The organism is Verrucomicrobiota bacterium (assembly GCA_016871675.1).
Lineage (GTDB): Bacteria > Verrucomicrobiota > Verrucomicrobiia > Limisphaerales > VHCN01 > VHCN01.
Map to the genome: position 1 here is coordinate 1 of VHCN01000075.1, position 15,601 is coordinate 15,601.

Below are 15,601 nucleotides of genomic sequence, written 5' to 3' on the forward strand. Positions count from 1 at the left end.
CTGGCACCCGTCGCTGCGCCGGCACCCGTCGCGCCCGCGCCCGTCGCTGCGCCCGCCGCGCCGCAGGTTGAGACCGCGGCGACTGCCGAACCGAAACAGGGCAACTGGTGGTCGCTCAAGGCGCCCGGCGAAAAGCAGGAAATCATGGAGGGCTGGCTTTACCAGCACAGCACCGGCAACGCAGCCGCGAAGGCCGCGGTGATGAAGGAAGTCCAGAACGCAAAGCTCTCCCCCGCTGACAAGGCAATGATTGAAGGCATCCGCGCGCGGCTCAAGCTGCCGCCGATGCCGCTGCCCTAGCCGGCCCCCTCACGACAAGTTCACCGGGTCCACATCCACCGCCAGGTTTACGTCTTCGGGAAGCGACAGTGATTCCATCAGCGCCGCGAGCAACCGGCTCAACCGGCTCATCTGACGTGTCCGCAGCAGGAGCTGGTAGCGATAGAACGAGTCCGCCCGCAGCAACGGCGCGGGTGCTGGACCGGACACGAGGAAGTCGCGAAATGGTTTCGCGGCCATCGCAGGCCGGAGGGTGGGCGAGCGCGGAAGCTGGATGTCCGCGCCTGTCGACAGCGGCAACTCGAACCCGCCCCCCTCCTCTTCCCGCTCGCCCGCTTTCCCACCTTCGCCCGCGCCAGACTTCGCCAGGGTCGCGAGTTCCTCCGCCACGTGGTCCGCGCTCCGCTTCACCTTCTCCTCGTTCCGCCCGCGCAGCGTCAGCAGCGCCACGCGCGTTGCGGGCGGATACCTGAGCTGCTCGCGATACTCGATTTCCTGGTCGTAGAAGCCGTTGAAGTCGTGCCGGCGGGCATACTGAATCGCCGGATGAAACGGCGTGAAGCTCTGCACGAAGACTTCGCCCTCCACGTCGCCGCGGCCCGCGCGGCCCGCGACCTGCGTGAGCAACTGAAACGTCCGCTCGCCCGCGCGAAAGTCCGGGATGTGCAGCGAGAGGTCCGCGTGGATGACGCCGACGAGCGTGACGTTTTCGAAGTGCAGCCCCTTCGCGATCATCTGCGTGCCGACGAGTATGTCGATCCTGCCGGTCTTGAAGTCACCGAGCACGCGGCGGTAATCGTCCTTGCGCCTCATCAGGTCGGAGTCCATCCGCTGCACTCGCGCGCGCGGGAAGAGCTTCGCCAGCGCCTCCTCGACACGCTCCGTGCCGAGGCCCGAATAGCGGACGGCCGGGCTGCGGCATTTCGCCACGGGGCACACGGCCGGTGCTGGCGACTTGAACGCGCAGATGTGGCAGAGGAGTTCTTGCGCGCGCCGATGGTAAGTGAGCGAGACGCTGCAGTTCGGGCACTCGGCGACGTAGCCGCACTGCGGGCATTGCAGCGACGTGGCGTAGCCGCGGCGGTTGAGAAAGAGCATCACCTGCTCCTTCTTCTCCAGTCGCTGCAGGATCCCCTCGCGCAACTCGGGAGAGAAAATCGGTGGGCCGCCCTTCTCCTTGCGCGCGACCTGGCGCATGTCCACCACGCGCACGAGCGGCATCTTCTTGTGGTCGGCGCGGTGTGGCAGTCCGAGCAGTTCATATTTGCCGCGCTTCACGTTGTAGAAGCTCTCCATCGAGGGCGTCGCCGAGCCGAGCACCACGACCGCGCCTTCCATTTGACCGCGCACAACCGCGACGTCGCGCGCGTGATATCGTGGCGTTTCCTCCTGTTTGTAGGAATGCTCGTGCTCCTCGTCCACGATGATGAGCCCGAGCGGCTCGACGGGCGCGAAGATCGCCGAGCGCGCGCCGATGACGATGCGCGCCCGGCCCTGCCGGATCTTGTGCCACTCGTCGTGCCGCTCGCCCGCGCTCAGGTGCGAGTGCAGCACCGCCACCTGCGTCTGCAGCGGCCCGTGACCAAACCGCGCCTTGAACCGCTCGACCGTCTGCGGCGTGAGCGAAATCTCCGGCACCAGCACGATCGCCCCACGCGCGAGCGACAGCGAATGTGCGATGGCTTGCAGGTAAACCTCTGTCTTCCCCGAACCGGTGACACCGTGGAGGAGGAAGGTGGAATGCGTCGCGGGCGGGAGAGCGGGAGAGCGGGAGAGCGAGATTCCAGACGGCGCCGGGGCGACGCCTGCTTCCTCACGCTCCTGCGTTCCCGCTCCCGCGCCGCCGCCTCGATCCAGCGCGGCACGCACCGCAGCCAGCGCCTCCGACTGTTCTGCGTTCAACTCCAGCGGCTCGGTGCGGCTGATGATCTCCGTCGCATACGGGTCGCGCTCGCTCACGTGCGGGCTGATCACCACAAGGCCCCGGTCTTCGAGGCGGCGAACGGTTTCGGCGGTCGTGTCGGCGGCTTGCAGCAGTTCCTGCAGCAGCAATTCGCGCCGTTCTTCGATGATGTTCAAAATGTCCTTCTGGCGCTTCGTCAGCTTCGGCGCTTCACCCAACAGGGGCACGAGCCGGACGATCAGCCGTTCGCGCCAGCCCTCCTTCTCGCGGCGGATGGCCTCGGGCAGCACGCTCTTGAGCGCCACCTCCGGCGCGCAGCAATAATAGCCGCCGATCCAGCGCGCAAGCCGCAGCACCTTGGATGTGACGAGCGATTGCCGGCCGACGACGCCGATGAGGAAGCGCAGGTTCGTGTGCGGGGACTGCTCCGCGAGTGCGGTGACGCAGCCCATCACCTGCCTGGGGCCGAACGGCACCTTCACGCGCGTGCCAACCTCGACGCGCCCCTCGAGTTCCGGCGGCACCGCATAGTCGAACTCCTTGCGAAGTGCGATCTCGAGCGTAACGCGGGCGACCATGTGCGCGAAGAGTCGGGAGCAGAGGCGGTCGAGTCAAGCGGCGGCGCAGAAGGAGTGTGCAATGTGCCGTGTGCAGAGTCCAGACGGCCCGCGCGTGAGCGCGGCTCTCTGCACGCGTCCGGACGCCGGAGTCGCTCTTTCTTGCCCGGCTGCGGACCGCGGCAATCTGAACACGGATCACTCAACACTTCCCCCGCCGCCCGCGCCGCACTACAAAGACGGCGTGCACCGCCGCTGGATCATCTTCATGGCCGCCATCCTTGTAGTGGACGCGATCGTGGGCTGGCTTTGGTGGCGGCACTGGCGCGAGCACCGTTACGACAGCGAGATTGTTGCCGCGGCCAGGCGCTACAACATCGAGCCCGCGCTTGTAAAGGCCGTCGTGTGGCGCGAGAGCGCGTTCGACGCCCGCGCGCGCGGACGCGCCGGCGAGTTGGGGCTGATGCAACTCATGCCCGCCTCTGCCGGCGAATGGGCCGCGGCCGAGCGCGTGCCCGGCTTCATGCACAAGCACGTCCTCGATCCCCGCACAAACACTTTCGTGGGCGCATGGTATCTCGCGCACGCGCTCAAGCGTTATCCCGCGACCGACAACCCCACCGCCTACGCACTCGCAGACTACAACGCGGGCCGCGGCAACGTGCTCAAGTGGCTGCAAGGCCCGGCGGCGACAAACAGCTCGTCGTTTCTTTCGCAGATGACCTTCCCCGGCACGCGCCGGTACATCGAGTCGGTCCTTTCGGAACGTGAGCGGTTCCGCCGGGAGATGGCGCAGGAGCGATGAGGAGGCGGAGCCGCGCTCAAGCATCACAGGCCGGGATCCTGAACCTCATCCTCAGCCGCGCACATTCCCCTCGCCACCGCGCGCGCGCCGCCGCTAAATGTGCGCATGAAACCGTTGCTTCGCCTTGCCGTCCTCCTTGCGCTTGCCGCCGGTCCTCTGAGCGCCGCTGATCCGTTTGACCAGTCGCAGGTTCCGCTCGAAGTCGATGCGCCGGACGCGAAGCTCGCCAAAATCATCCTCCTCGCCGGCGGCCCGAGCAGCAAGACGATGGCGCACGAATACTTCGCCGGCTGCGCGTTGTTGCAGGGCTGGCTCAAACAACAGCCCGGCGTCTGGCCCATCATGGCGCGAGACTGGCCGAAGAATGAGAAGCTCCTCGAAGGCGCGAAATCCGTTGTCTATTTCGGCGACGGCGGCGGCAAGCAACCGTTCGTCGAACCCGCGCGCTGGGCAAAGCTCACGTCGTTGCTCGACTCGGGCGCGGGCCTCGTGCTGCTGCATCAGGCGGTCGATTTCCCGAAGGGGCCGGACGGCGACACGGTGAAGGACTGGCTCGGTGGCGTCTTTCGCAGCGACATCGGCTGCCGGGGACACTGGGACATGGACTTGAAGCCCGTCGGCGACCATCCCGTGCTGCGCGGCGTGAAACCCTTCGCCGCGCCTGCGGACGGCTGGCTCTACAACCTGCACTTCGCGAAGAGCGGTTCCGTGCCCCTGATCGCCGGACAGGTGCCGGAGAAATCGCGCACCACCGCGGACGCGAAGACTCACATCGGCCGCGACGAAGTCATCGCCTGGGCGCACCAGCGGCCCGGCGGCGGCCGCGGCTTCGGCTTCACAGGCGCGGACCTCCACAAGAGTTGGAGTTACCCGAGCCAGCGCACCCTCGTGCTCAACGGCATTCTTTGGACCGCGCACCGCGATGTGCCGAAAGCCGGCGTGTCGGTGGACCTCGCCGAGGCCGACCTGAACAAAAACCTCGACAAGAAGCCCGCGCCCGCCCCGCCGACGAAAGCCGCGAAGAAAGCCGCTGCTCCCCAATAGTCCCGGTTGAACGGTCGCCCCTGGGTCTAAATCGGCAGCCCCAACTGTTCCTCCTGCCCGATGGCGCGCGCATCCACGCCCCGTTCACGCAACGTCGCCGCGAACTCCTTCGCGTAACCATGCACGGTCAGCACGCGCTTCGGCCTCACGCGCTCGGCCAATTCCAGAAGCTCGCCGAAGTCCGCATGGTCGCTCAGCGGGAACGCCGCATCCGTCTTGAACCGAAACCGGGCTCCCGGATCGAGCGCCCAACCCGTCACCACCGCCGTGCGTCTCGGCGCAAGGCCATCCGGAATCTTCGCCGTGGGTGGAAAGACGACCACCTTGCCGCGCGCGGACTCCACGGCGAACGTCTCGTGCGGCGGCACCGCAAGCCCGCAACGGCCGCAGATGCGCGTGAGCTTCGCGGCGTCCTGCTGGAGCATCACCGGAAGTCCGGCGGCGGCGAGCCCGAGCAGAAGTTCCTGCGCCTTGCCGAGCGAGTAAGCGAGCAACACGGGCGTGACGCCCTCCGCGAGTGCCGCGCGGCAGAAGCCCACGATGTCCGCCCACACTTGCTCCACAGGCGGGAACCGATGCCACGGCAGCCCAAACGTCGTCTCCATGATGAGCGTGTCGGCGCGTCGCGGCTCGCACGGCTCGGCGCTGAGCCCGCGCCGCAGCTTGAAGTCGCCGGTGTAAAGCAGCGACGAGCCGTCCGACTCCACCAATGACATCGCGCTGCCGAAGATGTGGCCGGCGGGCACGAGCGTGACCCGGTAGAAATCGCTCGGCCCTCGAAACTCGGCGGCTTCGCCAAACTTGAGCCGGTGCTCGGTGCGTCTGCCGGCGACCCGCGCGCGCATGAGATGCGCCGTGGCCTCGGTGAGAATGACCTCGCCATGCGAGCCGATGTGGTCGCTGTGCGCGTGGGTGACCACCACCCGCTCCGCCCCGCGCCGCGAGCGACGCGGGTCCAGCCAGAGCGCGAGGCGCGGCACGTAAAGCCCGTCGCGGGTCAATTCGATTTGAAGCGGCATGGTGGCGTCGCTTGACAATCCAATGTCGAGACTCCCGGCCGCGAGAGTTGCGGGCTCGACATTGGAATGTCGAGCCGCGGAAAAGGGCTTTGGCGCCCTGCGGAGTTTCTGCGAGCATCCCGCGCCGTGGGCATTTCAGCGCGACAATTCGAGCGGATGCAGGCGCGCGTGAGCGGGGCGGCCAAGCGAAGCGCGACACCCGTTTCCGGCAGCCACCTCGGTTCGCCCGCGGCGGCGCACCAAATCTTCCTCGGCGTGGACCCGTCGCTGCGCGCGACGGGCTACGGCGTGATTCGACTCGCGAGGCCCTTCCCTCAAACGCTCGCTCACGGGACCATCGCCTGTCCCGCGGGTTGGGAGCTTTCGCGCTGCCTCGTGAAAATCGCCGCGACGCTGCGCGACGTGGTGCGTGCGCACAAGCCGACGGTGTGCGTGGTCGAGGGACTGTTCTTCGCGCAAAACCTCCAAACCGCGCTCATCATGGGCGAGGCGCGCGGCGCGGCGCTCGTGGCGGTGGCCGAGGCGGGACTGGAAATCTACGAGGTCGCGCCGCGCAAGGTGAAGCAGGCCATCGTCGGCTACGGCGCGGCTCAGAAACTCGCGGTGGCCAAGATGGTGCAGCGGATGTTGCGTCTCGCGGAGTTGCCCGCGCCCGATGCCGCGGACGCGCTCGCCCTCGCGCTCACGCACGCGCAGTCACACGGCAGGTTCAGTCTGACCGGTCCGAAGCGCGTCTGACTCGCATCCCGGACCGCAGAAAACCCAGGCAACTTTTCCGCCGGCAACGTGTAAGGAGCCGTGCACATGACGACTACCGGATTCCCCGCGGTCTGGCTGATCGTCATCGGGCTCGTCATGACCTTCGGAATCGCCGTGTTCGTCCTCGTCGTGATTGCGCTGATGCGAAGTTCCCGTGGACAGAACCGATCCGTGCCGCCACGCATCGGCGGGCTGGGCGTGGTTCCGCCAATGTTGGATGACAGCTTCACCAATCCCGCGAATCCGATGTATCACGTGCACCACGGGTCGGCTGCCGCCATGGACGCTCCACCGCCGCCCTCGGTGGAATCAACGCCCGCACCCACACCGGCACCGGCGCCGTCACCCGAACCCGCCCCCGTCGCAGAGTCGCCCGCTCCAAGCGTCGCGTCCGGCTGAAGAAACTGTCCGTATTTCTGGAACACCTCGCCGCCACGGCGACAAGCCATTTCGGGAGCGGGACGGGTTATTCCTAGAGGTGCACCCGTGCACTTGGCGTGCGGCAACAATCCACTCGACAAGAATCGAGTGACCGCCTAATACTCCTCCTATCGCTCATCAAACTGTTCGGAGCATCAACGCCGCACACGTTTGTAGGATCGTGAAAAAAAGCAAACGAAGGACACGAAAATGAAAAAACTCATTGTCGCAGTAGTTTGCACGCTGACCACTGGCACGCAGTGGGGGCGCGCACAGACCACAACTATTTACCCGACGATACCGGGAACTACGATCCGGGATTACTCGCAACCTGGAATGAAGGTCGAGACTCAGGGCAGGAGCGTCGTCGTGTATCCTACCCTGCCGGGCACGAGCATTCGCGACTACTCACGCCCTGGAGCTCGCCTCGACACAGATGGCCAGACAACGACCGTGTATCCGACATTGCCTGGCACGACCATTCGGGACTACTCACAACCGGGAGTAAAAGTTGAGACTCATGGAAGGAGCGCTGTAGCCTACCCGACCTTTCCGGGCACTTCCCTCCGCGACTACTCACGCCCCGGCGCTCGCCTCGAAAGCGATGGACGGACAACGAGCGTGTATCCGACATTGCCTGGCTCGACCGTCCGTGACTACTCGCAACCGGGAGTAAAGGTCGAGAGTCAAGGAAGGAGCGCCGTCGCCTACCCGACTGGATACCCGGCGAGCGGTTACTACGGAGCCGCCGATACAACCTCGGGCTACCCCGGTGGAGTTACGCCGCTCGTGGAGGCGCGTCCCAATCCGGTGCGACCGTCTGGCGTCAATCGCTACGACCCGAACTCACTCGCCAATCCATACGGGGCTGGCAACCCCTACAAGGCCGACGGTCTGATGAATCCTTACAGCCAGTATGGCAGTCCATACAGCAACAAGTCTTGGCAGAATCCCTACGCGACCGATGCTCCTAAACTTTACGACAGTCAGGGCAATTATCGTGGCAAGTTGAGCACCAACCCATACGACCCGGATTCGACATCGAACCCTTATGGCAGATACGGCAGCCCTTATTCACCAGACAGTATCAAGAATCCCTACGGTGCTGGCAACCCCTACTCTCCCAAACCCATTTACGTTTTCCCTTCGAGATGAAGACTGTTCCGCCTTCATGTTGATTCTCTAACGGTTGTCTGCCGTTATGCGGAGTCAAGAAGTTCGGAGCAAGGGGTTTGAGCGGCGTGGCGACGCTAGAAGTTGAAAGTGTGCAGGTGGATGGGCAAGAAGGAAGCCGACTGTTCCAGCCATTGCGATCGCCTGCGGACTACCGAAACATCCGGTGCTTCGCGTCGCCGGCGCTGAGGAGATACGCCAGCAGGTCGAGCACTTCGTCGGGCTTGAGCATGTTCAACAGTCCTTCCGGCATGAGCGAAATCTTCGAGGGCTCGATGCTCAACACCTTGCGCGCGTCCACGCCGACGAGTTCGTCGGGGTCGAACATGTTCGAGTTCACGCGGTAGGTGTCGCCGGCAAGGTTGATGATGCGGCCCGTGACCATGGTGCCGTCGTTCAGCTTGAAGACCACGGGCGCGTATTGGTCGCTGACTTCCTTGCTCGGTTCGAGGATGTGTTCCAGCAGGTCGCGCGCGCTGTATTTGCCGGCGGCGCTCGTCAGGTCGGGGCCCATCGCGCCGCCTTCGTTGCCGAAGCGGTGGCAGGCGAAGCACGCCGCCGCGCCGAACATCTTGCGGCCGGACTCGAAGTTCCGCTTCGCCATGCCCTTGTCGAGCAGTGGCGCGAGGTCGGCGACCTTCCACTCCTTCACCATGCTGCGGCCGGCGAAGGCTTCGGCCATCAGTTCGAGCGGCGAGCGTTTCGCGGGCGCGGATTTCACGATGGCGAGCACGGCGGCCTGGTCGGGTTCGGCGACGGCGGCGAGGGCGTCTTTGCGCACGTCGTCCATGAACATGGTGAAGTTCGCGCCGCCGCGCATGGCGATGGATTTGTGGTAAAGCCATTTGAAGTAGGTCTCGCGGTGCGCGGGGGTCCAGCCGGTTTTGCACACGCGCAGATACATCGCGTAGGAAATCTGCTCTTCCTGCGTCGGCGCGGTGTTGAGCAGGCCGACGGTCTTGGCCACGGCCGTGGGCGATTGCAGCCAGCACAACAGCTCCGCGAGGATGGCGTTCTGGTGGATGTGCTTCGCCGGATACAACGCGTCGAGGCGCGCGGTGATTTGCTTGCGGAAGGCTTCGCTGCCGTCGCCCATGCGGGTGAAGAGCCGCGTGTGCAGGCGCAGCCAGTCAATGCGCTGCTGGTCGGTGAGCTTCGCCCAGTCGTAACGGCCCAGCGCGTCAGCGATGCGCGGCTGGAGCGACTTGTCGCCTACTCGCACGAGTGCGAGCAGCGCGGACAGGCCGGCTTCGGACGGCTTTCCCGCGAGCGCCTTTTCGGTCCAGAGCTTCGCGTCCTGATGCTCCAGCGCGGTGCGCGCGGCGGTGCGGATGAAGCGGTCGGCGTGCCCGAGGTGCGGCCACGCGGCGTCAACCGCCTTCGGGTCCTTCACGCCATGGAAGGCTTCGAGCTTGTGCCGCAGCGCGCGGGCGTCGGAGCCGGTGTTGTCCGGTTTCGACGGCGCGGTGGATTCCTTGCCCGTGTAGGTCACGCGATAGAGGCCGCCCTGCACGCGACGGCCGCCCACGGTTACATACATCGCCTGGTCCTTCGGGTTGATGACGAGGTCGGTCAGCGGGAAGGGCTGGCCGGTGATGAACTCTTCAACGCTCGCCGAGTAGGTCGAGCCGCTGGGCTTGAGGTGGACGGCGTAGAGCTTGCCGTAGCTCCAGTCGCAGATGAAGAACGCGTCCTGATACTTCGCCGGGAACTTCGCGCCGTAGCCGAAGACCACGCCGGTAGGCGAGCCGGGGCCGATGTCCACGACGGGCGGCAGGTTGTCCGCGTGCCACGGCATGTATTTGGCCGAGCCGGTGCGCCAGCCCCATTCCGCGCCGCTGACGACGTGGCAGACGCGCGTGGGCCGATACCACGGCGTGTTGAAATCCCATTCCATGTCCGCGTCGTAGGTGAACAGCTCGCCCTGCCGGTTGAAGGCCGCGTCGTATTCGTTGCGCAGGCCGGTGGTGAGGATTTCCCACGACTTGCCGTCCGGGTCCGTCTTCGCGATCCACCCGCGCGGCGCGACCGTGCCGCGCATGAAGCCCCGGCCCATCAGGCGCGGCGTCAGCTCGTCCTCGCCCCAGAACGGCGGCACGCGCGTGATGTCATGGTCGGGCAGCTTGGTCTGGTTGCCGCAGATGACGCGCAGCGAATTGCCGTCCGGCCCGAGGATGACCGCGTGCGGCCCGTGCTCGCCGCCGGACTCCTCGAACTTCTTGAGCCGCTCGACGCTGTCGAACATGTCGTCGCCGTTGGTGTCGCGCAGGCGGTAGAGGCCGCGCCCGCCGTGCTTGTTGTCGTTCACCACCACGTAGAGTGAATTGAACGCGTGGAGCAACCCCTGCGCGGCGCCCATGTCCACGGGGATTTTCTCGACCTTCACCGGCGCGGACTGACCGAGCGCGGGCGGCGTGACGCGGTAGAGCGGGCCGTATTGGTCCGACACGATGAGCCGGCCCTTGTCATCCACGCACATCGCGACCCACGAGCCTTCGGTCTCCTTGGGAATCGAGTAAAGCAGCTCGATCTTGAAGTCTTTCGCGACCTTCAGCTTCTCCGGCGCGGTGGCGGCGGGCGGCACGGCGAAGGGGATGGGGTTGGCGGCGGCGGCCTTGGCCTCGCCCTGCACGCCGGGGCGGCCCTTGCCCTTCTTGGACTTGGCGTCCTGTGTGGGCGCGGCGGCGGTGCACGCGAACAATGCGAGCGCGGCGGCGAAGTGGATGAGTCGGGAGTTCATGCGAAGCGGCGTCAGTAGAACAAGAGCCCGCCGCGCCGCGCAACCCTGATCATGCCGCGCGACGGCGCTAGAACAAATGCGGCACGAAGCGGCTAAAGTTGCCGATGATCCGGCGTTTGTCCTCGCGGATTCCCAACCCGCCGGCTTCGTGGTCAATCACCCACACGCCCATCACGGGGCGGTTGCCGTTGAAGTCGGGGAACGGCGCGAGCGCCTGATACACGTGGCCTTCCTCGCCGTAGTCGCCTCCCGTTTCCTCGACGGTCGTGCCGCGCTCGACGTAGGTGACGTTGTGGCCTTCTCGCGCGAGCCTGGGCTTCTTCACGAAGTCCCCGCCGAGCGCGTTCGGCGTCTCGAAGCACGGCAGCAGATTTTCGTGTCCCGGAAAAAGTTCCCACAGCACGGCCAGCAGGCCCTTGTTGCTGAGGAGCATTTTCCACGCGGGCTCGATGAAATGCACGGACTCCGCGGACAGGTGCTCGCCGAATTCCTCGTGCCACATCCATTCCCACGGGTAGAGCTTGAAGCACGTCTCCACCTTCTCGTCGTCCATGTCCGTGAAGCACTCGAGTTTCGAATCCCAGCCGAGGTCCTCGATGTGCACGAACTTTGTCTTGAGCCCCGCCTGGTGCGCGGTGTCCTGCAGATACACGACGGTCTGCTCGTCCTCGGGGAAGTCCTTGATGCTCGCGAAGTGGACGCGCCTGCCGGCCTGCCGCTTCCACGCCTCGATGAGCCGTTCGTGGATGGAATTAAACTGGTCGGCGATCTTGAAGCAGTCCTGCAACCAGAACCACTGCGCGACACTCGCCTCGACGAGCGCGGTGGGCGTGTCGGCGTTGTATTCGAGAAGCTTCGGCGGTTGCGTGCCGTCGAAGGCGAAGTCGAACCGCCCGTAGAGGCTGAAGTCATCGCGCTCCCACGATTTCAAGATGGTCGGCACGGCGGCGTCGGGAAGGCCGAGGCGCGCCCAGCCGTTGTTCTCGATCACGAACGTGGCGGCTTCGATGCAGAGTTTGTGAACGGAGTTCGCGGCGGCTTCGAGCGTGTCCACCTCCGCGCTCGAAAGCTCGTAGTAGCCGGACTCGTCCCAATACGGCCCTCCTTCGTGCGTGTGATAGGTGAGGCCGACTTCCTCGACCTTGGCCTTCCATCGGATGCGCGGCGTGATGGTGTGGCGTTGCATCAGCTTGCCGTGCTGCGCGAACTGCTCCCGAACCCGCCGCGCGAGGTGGAACTGCTCCGCGACGTCGACGTGGAACTGCCGCCCGAGCTGCTGCGGGTTCGGCTGTTGTTGAGCCACATCGAGCGCGCGCCCGAAGTGCCGGCCGCAGTCGGACGCGACTCCCGCATCGTGCTGTCGTTCGGCTGCTGCGACCAGCGACCTCCGTGATAGTAGCCCCAGCCCGGCGCGAAGAAATTGTAGGGATACGGATACCACGACTGAAACGGCGCGTGATAGTAGCCCACGCCGGGCGTGTAGTGGTTGTTCGTGTAAGACTGGGTCTCGGACAACTCAGGCGGCGCCTGCCAGTCCTTGTCCACGAGGCTCACGGGCGGCGGCGGCGGCGGCGGCGGCCGCCGGTGACACGCCTCGCTCAAGCCCGCGCCCGTAGCGAGCGCGCCGGAGAGGACGAGGCTGATGTGCTTGGACTTCTTCACGGGGCCGGTGCCGAACCAACCCGCCGGGTCGAACCACCCGCGGCGGCGCGATGCATCCTGCTTCACGATCACGGCGCGGACTTTGTCGCGCGCGCCGCGGCCGCCATGATGCGATGGCGGCGCGTTTGTATCAGGACATCGCCGCGGCCACGATGAGGCACACGCCGATGATGACGGCGGCGCCGATGATCGCAGCGGCGGTGTTTTTGTTCTCGATGATCTCCTTGTGCAGATCGCCCGGCGTGCACTTGTCGAAAACCTTGTAGCCGACGACGGCGACGACGATGCCGATCACGGCGAAGAGCGCCATGTGTCCGAGCGCCTCGCCGAGGCTCTTGGCAGCCCAGTCGTCTGTGGCGGCATGCGCGGGCGTGGCAAAAATCAACGCTGCAAGCATCGCCGCGCCGCGAGTGAGAAGTCCGTTCTTCATGGGATGGATGGGTCGTGTTGATGAATCTTCCCGTGACGCGATTTGCGCTTCATCGGGAATTCTTGAGTCAAACTTAGGAACCCGGCCCGGCGCTGGCAACGAGAATTCACGGCAGACGCGGCGCGCACCCGCGCGTTCAACCCGCCGGGTTGAACGAGACGCGGATACGCTCCAATCCCCCGCCCGCCCCGAGCAGTAGCATCAACTTGATGCGCGCCTTGTGGCTCGGCACGGAACCGCCAAGGATCGCGCCGGCCTCCCGCAACTTCCGCGCCGCACCCTCGTAGGCATACGTCTCGGCAATCGGGCCGCGATGGCATCGGGATGTGATGACAACAGGGATTCCGCCATCGACTGCGCGCAGGACTTCGCCCAGTGCCGGCAGCGGAACGTTGCCGCATCCGAGCCCCTCGATCACAAGGCCACGGCATCCCTCCTCCAACGCCCGGCGGATCAACCGTCCATCGCTGCCCGCCGCCAGCTTCACGATCTCGACGCGCTCCTCAATGCGCTCCGGCGCGATGTGTTCGCGGCGGACCCGTCGGCGTTGCATCACAATGCCGTCGGACCCGACCCTCCCGAGCGGGCCCGAATCACGTCCCTGAAACGTGTCGAGCGCAACCGTGTGCGTCTTCGTAGCGTCGTTCGCTACGAGGATAAGTTCGTTCAGGCAGACGAGCACACCGAGTCCGCGCGCTTCGGAGCTTGCAGCAACGCGCACGGCGGACAGCAGGTTCGCCGGGCCATCCCACCCGTCCTCGGAGCTGTGCCGCATCGCGCCGGCAAACACGACCGGCTTGTCGGATGCAAGCACGAGGTCGAGCAGGTAGGCCGTCTCTTCGAGCGTGTCCGTGCCGTGCGTGACAACAACCCCGCAGCAAGTCACCTCGTCGAGTCGCTGCCGAACCACGCGCGCCAGTTCCAACATGAGCGCGGGAGTCATGTGCGGCCCGGGCAACCGCGCGAAGTCCAAGGCCGAGACTCGCGCAATCGAGTCGAGCCCGGGGACTCGCGCGAGGATTTCCGCGCCCGACATCGCGGGAACGGCGCCGCCCGCCGCCGGGTCGAAGCGCATCGAGATCGTGCCGCCCGTGAAAACCACCGAGACGCAAGGATGGTTGTGGATGGGCATGGGGATGTTTGCGTGGAACTCGCGTGGACGAGCCAAGCTGCACCAGCCTCGATCAGGTGGAATTGGTCGCGGAAGCTCTGCGTGAAGGCAGGCCCTGGCTTGGACGGGACATCGTCGGCGTTCGGTCAGCTCAGCTTGAGCGGCCCGCCTTCGCAGAGCGACGGCTTGCCAAACGTCTCGATGCGGTGGCCGACCGCATGGGCGAGGGCGATGTGCAGGCGGTTGTGCGCGACGTTGTCGAACTTGAGCGAGCGGCCCATCTCAAATCCGAATCCGCCGCCGAGCAGGAGGAACGGAATGTTGTTGAGCGTGTGCGAATTGCCCTTGCCGAGCTCGTTCGTCCAGACGATGAGCGTGTGGTCGAGCATCGAGCCTTCACCTCCGGGCTCGGGGGTGCCGGCGAGCTTTTGCGCGAGGTAGGCGAGTTCGCCGGCGAACCACTGGTTGATCTTCGTGAGCTTCGTGAACGCGGCCGTGTTGCTGTCCGGCTCGTGCGAGAGACCGTGGTGGCCGTCCTTGATGTCGAGCCAGTTCATGCGCGCGCTGCCGACGGACTTGGTGAATTGCAACGTGGCCACCCGGGCCATGTCGTTGACGAAGCTGTTCACGAGCAGGTCGATTTGCATGCGACTCAGGCGGGGCAGGTTGTCGTTGGCGTCGGCAACGCCCTCCTCGAACGTGGGTGGCGCCACGCGCAGTTTCTGCGTGGCGCCGTCCTTGAGCTCCTGCTCCATCTGGCGCACCAGTGCCTCGTGCTCCTCGAGCAGCCGGCGATCTTCGGGACTGATGAGTTTGCGGACCTTGACGAGGTCGGCGCGCACCGTGTCGAGCACGCTTTGGAGATTCGCCTTGTCCTTCATCTGCCCGTAGAGCTTTTGATACATTTGATACGGGTCCGAGATCGGAGCGACAGGCTTGTTCGGCCCGGCGTAGCTCATGCGCGTCCAGGGATCCGCTCGATCCGTGACTCCCACGCCGAACTCGAGCGAGCCGAAGCGCGTGCGAGTGTCGTCCTTGCTCTGAAAGAAATTGCGGATTTCCTGATCGATTGAAATGCCGCTTGCCCAGCCCGCGGGCGTGTGCGAGCCGCCTTGAATGTTCCCGGGGAAAAGCTCGATGGCCGTGAGCAGGCAGCTCATGCCGCGCATATGGCCGTCACCGTCGCCGCGCACCTTGTTCGAGAGCCCGCGCAGGATGAGCATCCGGTCCTTGAACTCCGCCAGCGGCGTCATGATCTCTTTCAACTGAAAGTCGCGCCCCTCCTCGTCCGGCCAGTAATTCGGCGGAATCGTCCCGTTCGGGCTGAACATCACGATGAGCCGCTGGCGCGGGCGCGCGGGCGCCGACAGTCCGAGGCTCGGCAGGCCAACGATGAACGGCAGTGACGCCGCGGAGAGACCCACGCTTTGGATGAACTGCCGACGGTGGAAAGCGTTCATGATTTCGACACCGTTGTCGGTCTTTTGAACACTGCGCACAAGGCGGAAATTCAGGGCGGCAAGCGTGTCGCGGCGATTCGCGGAGGGTTCAGCGCGGGGCGAAGTGGAGGGAGGATGGTGGAGCCGACAGGGATCGAACCTGCGACCTTCTCATTGCGAACGAGACGCTCTACCAACTGAGCTACGACCCCATCCAGTTTACCCAAAGCTGCTCACAAAGAATCAACCACGGGCAAACA

At 65.4% G+C, this 15,601-nt stretch carries 13 protein-coding genes, 1 tRNA gene and 1 pseudogene; 6 read left to right on the top strand and 9 right to left on the bottom strand.

The window, feature by feature from the left end:
* On the top strand, nt 1-300 hold a 300-nt coding region (locus FJ386_13105; protein MBM3877632.1), incomplete at its 5' end, for a hypothetical protein.
* Between the two features lie 9 nt (nt 301-309).
* Here the strand turns inward: FJ386_13105 and priA are convergent.
* Nucleotides 310-2,760, bottom strand: a complete 2,451-nt coding sequence (gene priA, locus FJ386_13110; protein MBM3877633.1) for a primosomal protein N' — start codon at nt 2,758-2,760, stop codon at nt 310-312.
* Between priA and FJ386_13115 the strand changes: the two genes are divergently transcribed.
* Nucleotides 2,759-3,544 (top strand): lytic transglycosylase domain-containing protein, encoded by a 786-nt coding sequence (locus FJ386_13115; protein MBM3877634.1) that lies wholly within the window; start codon nt 2,759-2,761, stop codon nt 3,542-3,544. The two genes, priA and FJ386_13115, sit on opposite strands and share 2 nt — an antisense overlap.
* A 105-nt stretch (nt 3,545-3,649) precedes the next feature.
* On the top strand, nt 3,650-4,588 hold the full coding sequence (locus tag FJ386_13120) for a hypothetical protein (GenBank protein ID MBM3877635.1): 939 nt from the start codon (nt 3,650-3,652) through the stop codon (nt 4,586-4,588).
* 26 nt (nt 4,589-4,614) lie between these two features.
* Here the strand turns inward: FJ386_13120 and FJ386_13125 are convergent, their stop codons facing one another.
* Nucleotides 4,615-5,607, bottom strand: a complete 993-nt coding sequence (locus FJ386_13125) for an MBL fold metallo-hydrolase (protein ID MBM3877636.1) — start codon at nt 5,605-5,607, stop codon at nt 4,615-4,617.
* 66 nt (nt 5,608-5,673) lie between these two features.
* Here FJ386_13125 and ruvC point away from each other — a divergent pair, with 66 nt between their 5' ends.
* The 3 genes and pseudogenes from ruvC to FJ386_13140 all read left to right on the top strand — a co-directional run bounded on the left by ruvC (nt 5,674) and on the right by FJ386_13140 (nt 7,941).
* Nucleotides 5,674-6,345, top strand: coding sequence for a crossover junction endodeoxyribonuclease RuvC (gene ruvC / locus FJ386_13130; protein ID MBM3877637.1), 672 nt, complete (start codon nt 5,674-5,676; stop codon nt 6,343-6,345).
* A gap of 66 nt (nt 6,346-6,411) precedes the next feature.
* Nucleotides 6,412-6,765 (top strand): hypothetical protein, encoded by a 354-nt coding sequence (locus FJ386_13135; protein ID MBM3877638.1) that lies wholly within the window; start codon nt 6,412-6,414, stop codon nt 6,763-6,765.
* 855 nt (nt 6,766-7,620) lie between these two features.
* Nucleotides 7,621-7,941 (top strand): annotated as a pseudogene (locus FJ386_13140) (hypothetical protein).
* Nucleotides 7,942-8,110: 169 nt separating this feature from the next.
* Here the strand turns inward: FJ386_13140 and FJ386_13145 are convergent.
* The 7 genes from FJ386_13145 to FJ386_13175 form a co-directional block, all read right to left on the bottom strand.
* Entirely contained in the window at nt 8,111-10,699 is a 2,589-nt protein-coding gene (locus tag FJ386_13145) for a c-type cytochrome (protein MBM3877639.1), read from the bottom strand.
* A gap of 67 nt (nt 10,700-10,766) precedes the next feature.
* Entirely contained in the window at nt 10,767-11,885 is a 1,119-nt protein-coding gene (locus tag FJ386_13150; protein MBM3877640.1) for a glutathionylspermidine synthase family protein, read from the bottom strand.
* Nucleotides 11,885-12,433 carry a hypothetical protein gene (locus FJ386_13155; protein MBM3877641.1) on the bottom strand — a complete coding sequence of 183 codons (549 nt, stop codon included), beginning with the start codon at nt 12,431-12,433 and terminating at the stop codon, nt 11,885-11,887. The genes FJ386_13150 and FJ386_13155 overlap by 1 nt, the downstream gene beginning before the upstream one ends.
* Nucleotides 12,434-12,491: 58 nt before the next feature.
* Complete coding sequence (locus FJ386_13160) at nt 12,492-12,791, bottom strand: DUF350 domain-containing protein (protein ID MBM3877642.1); 300 nt, start codon at nt 12,789-12,791, stop codon at nt 12,492-12,494.
* 136 nt (nt 12,792-12,927) lie between these two features.
* On the bottom strand, nt 12,928-13,923 hold the full coding sequence (locus FJ386_13165) for an asparaginase (GenBank protein MBM3877643.1): 996 nt from the start codon (nt 13,921-13,923) through the stop codon (nt 12,928-12,930).
* A gap of 125 nt (nt 13,924-14,048) precedes the next feature.
* The gene (locus FJ386_13170) at nt 14,049-15,362 is read right to left on the bottom strand and encodes a DUF1552 domain-containing protein (protein ID MBM3877644.1); all 1,314 of its coding nucleotides are present in this window, start codon (nt 15,360-15,362) and stop codon (nt 14,049-14,051) included.
* A gap of 115 nt (nt 15,363-15,477) precedes the next feature.
* A tRNA-Ala gene (locus tag FJ386_13175) sits at nt 15,478-15,553 on the bottom strand.
* Between the last annotated feature and the right edge of the window lie 48 nt (nt 15,554-15,601).

Coding starts and splice junctions, on each gene's coding strand:
- FJ386_13115 (MBM3877634.1), top strand. CDS start 2,759: ATGTGCGCGAAGAGTCGGGAGCAGAGGCGGTCGAGTCAAGCGGCGGCG.
- priA (MBM3877633.1), bottom strand. CDS start 2,760: ATGGTCGCCCGCGTTACGCTCGAGATCGCACTTCGCAAGGAGTTCGAC.
- FJ386_13120 (MBM3877635.1), top strand. CDS start 3,650: ATGAAACCGTTGCTTCGCCTTGCCGTCCTCCTTGCGCTTGCCGCCGGT.
- FJ386_13125 (MBM3877636.1), bottom strand. CDS start 5,607: ATGCCGCTTCAAATCGAATTGACCCGCGACGGGCTTTACGTGCCGCGC.
- ruvC (MBM3877637.1), top strand. CDS start 5,674: ATGTCGAGCCGCGGAAAAGGGCTTTGGCGCCCTGCGGAGTTTCTGCGA.
- FJ386_13135 (MBM3877638.1), top strand. CDS start 6,412: ATGACGACTACCGGATTCCCCGCGGTCTGGCTGATCGTCATCGGGCTC.
- FJ386_13145 (MBM3877639.1), bottom strand. CDS start 10,699: ATGAACTCCCGACTCATCCACTTCGCCGCCGCGCTCGCATTGTTCGCG.
- FJ386_13150 (MBM3877640.1), bottom strand. CDS start 11,885: ATGCAACGCCACACCATCACGCCGCGCATCCGATGGAAGGCCAAGGTC.
- FJ386_13160 (MBM3877642.1), bottom strand. CDS start 12,791: ATGAAGAACGGACTTCTCACTCGCGGCGCGGCGATGCTTGCAGCGTTG.
- FJ386_13165 (MBM3877643.1), bottom strand. CDS start 13,923: ATGCCCATCCACAACCATCCTTGCGTCTCGGTGGTTTTCACGGGCGGC.
- FJ386_13170 (MBM3877644.1), bottom strand. CDS start 15,362: ATGAACGCTTTCCACCGTCGGCAGTTCATCCAAAGCGTGGGTCTCTCC.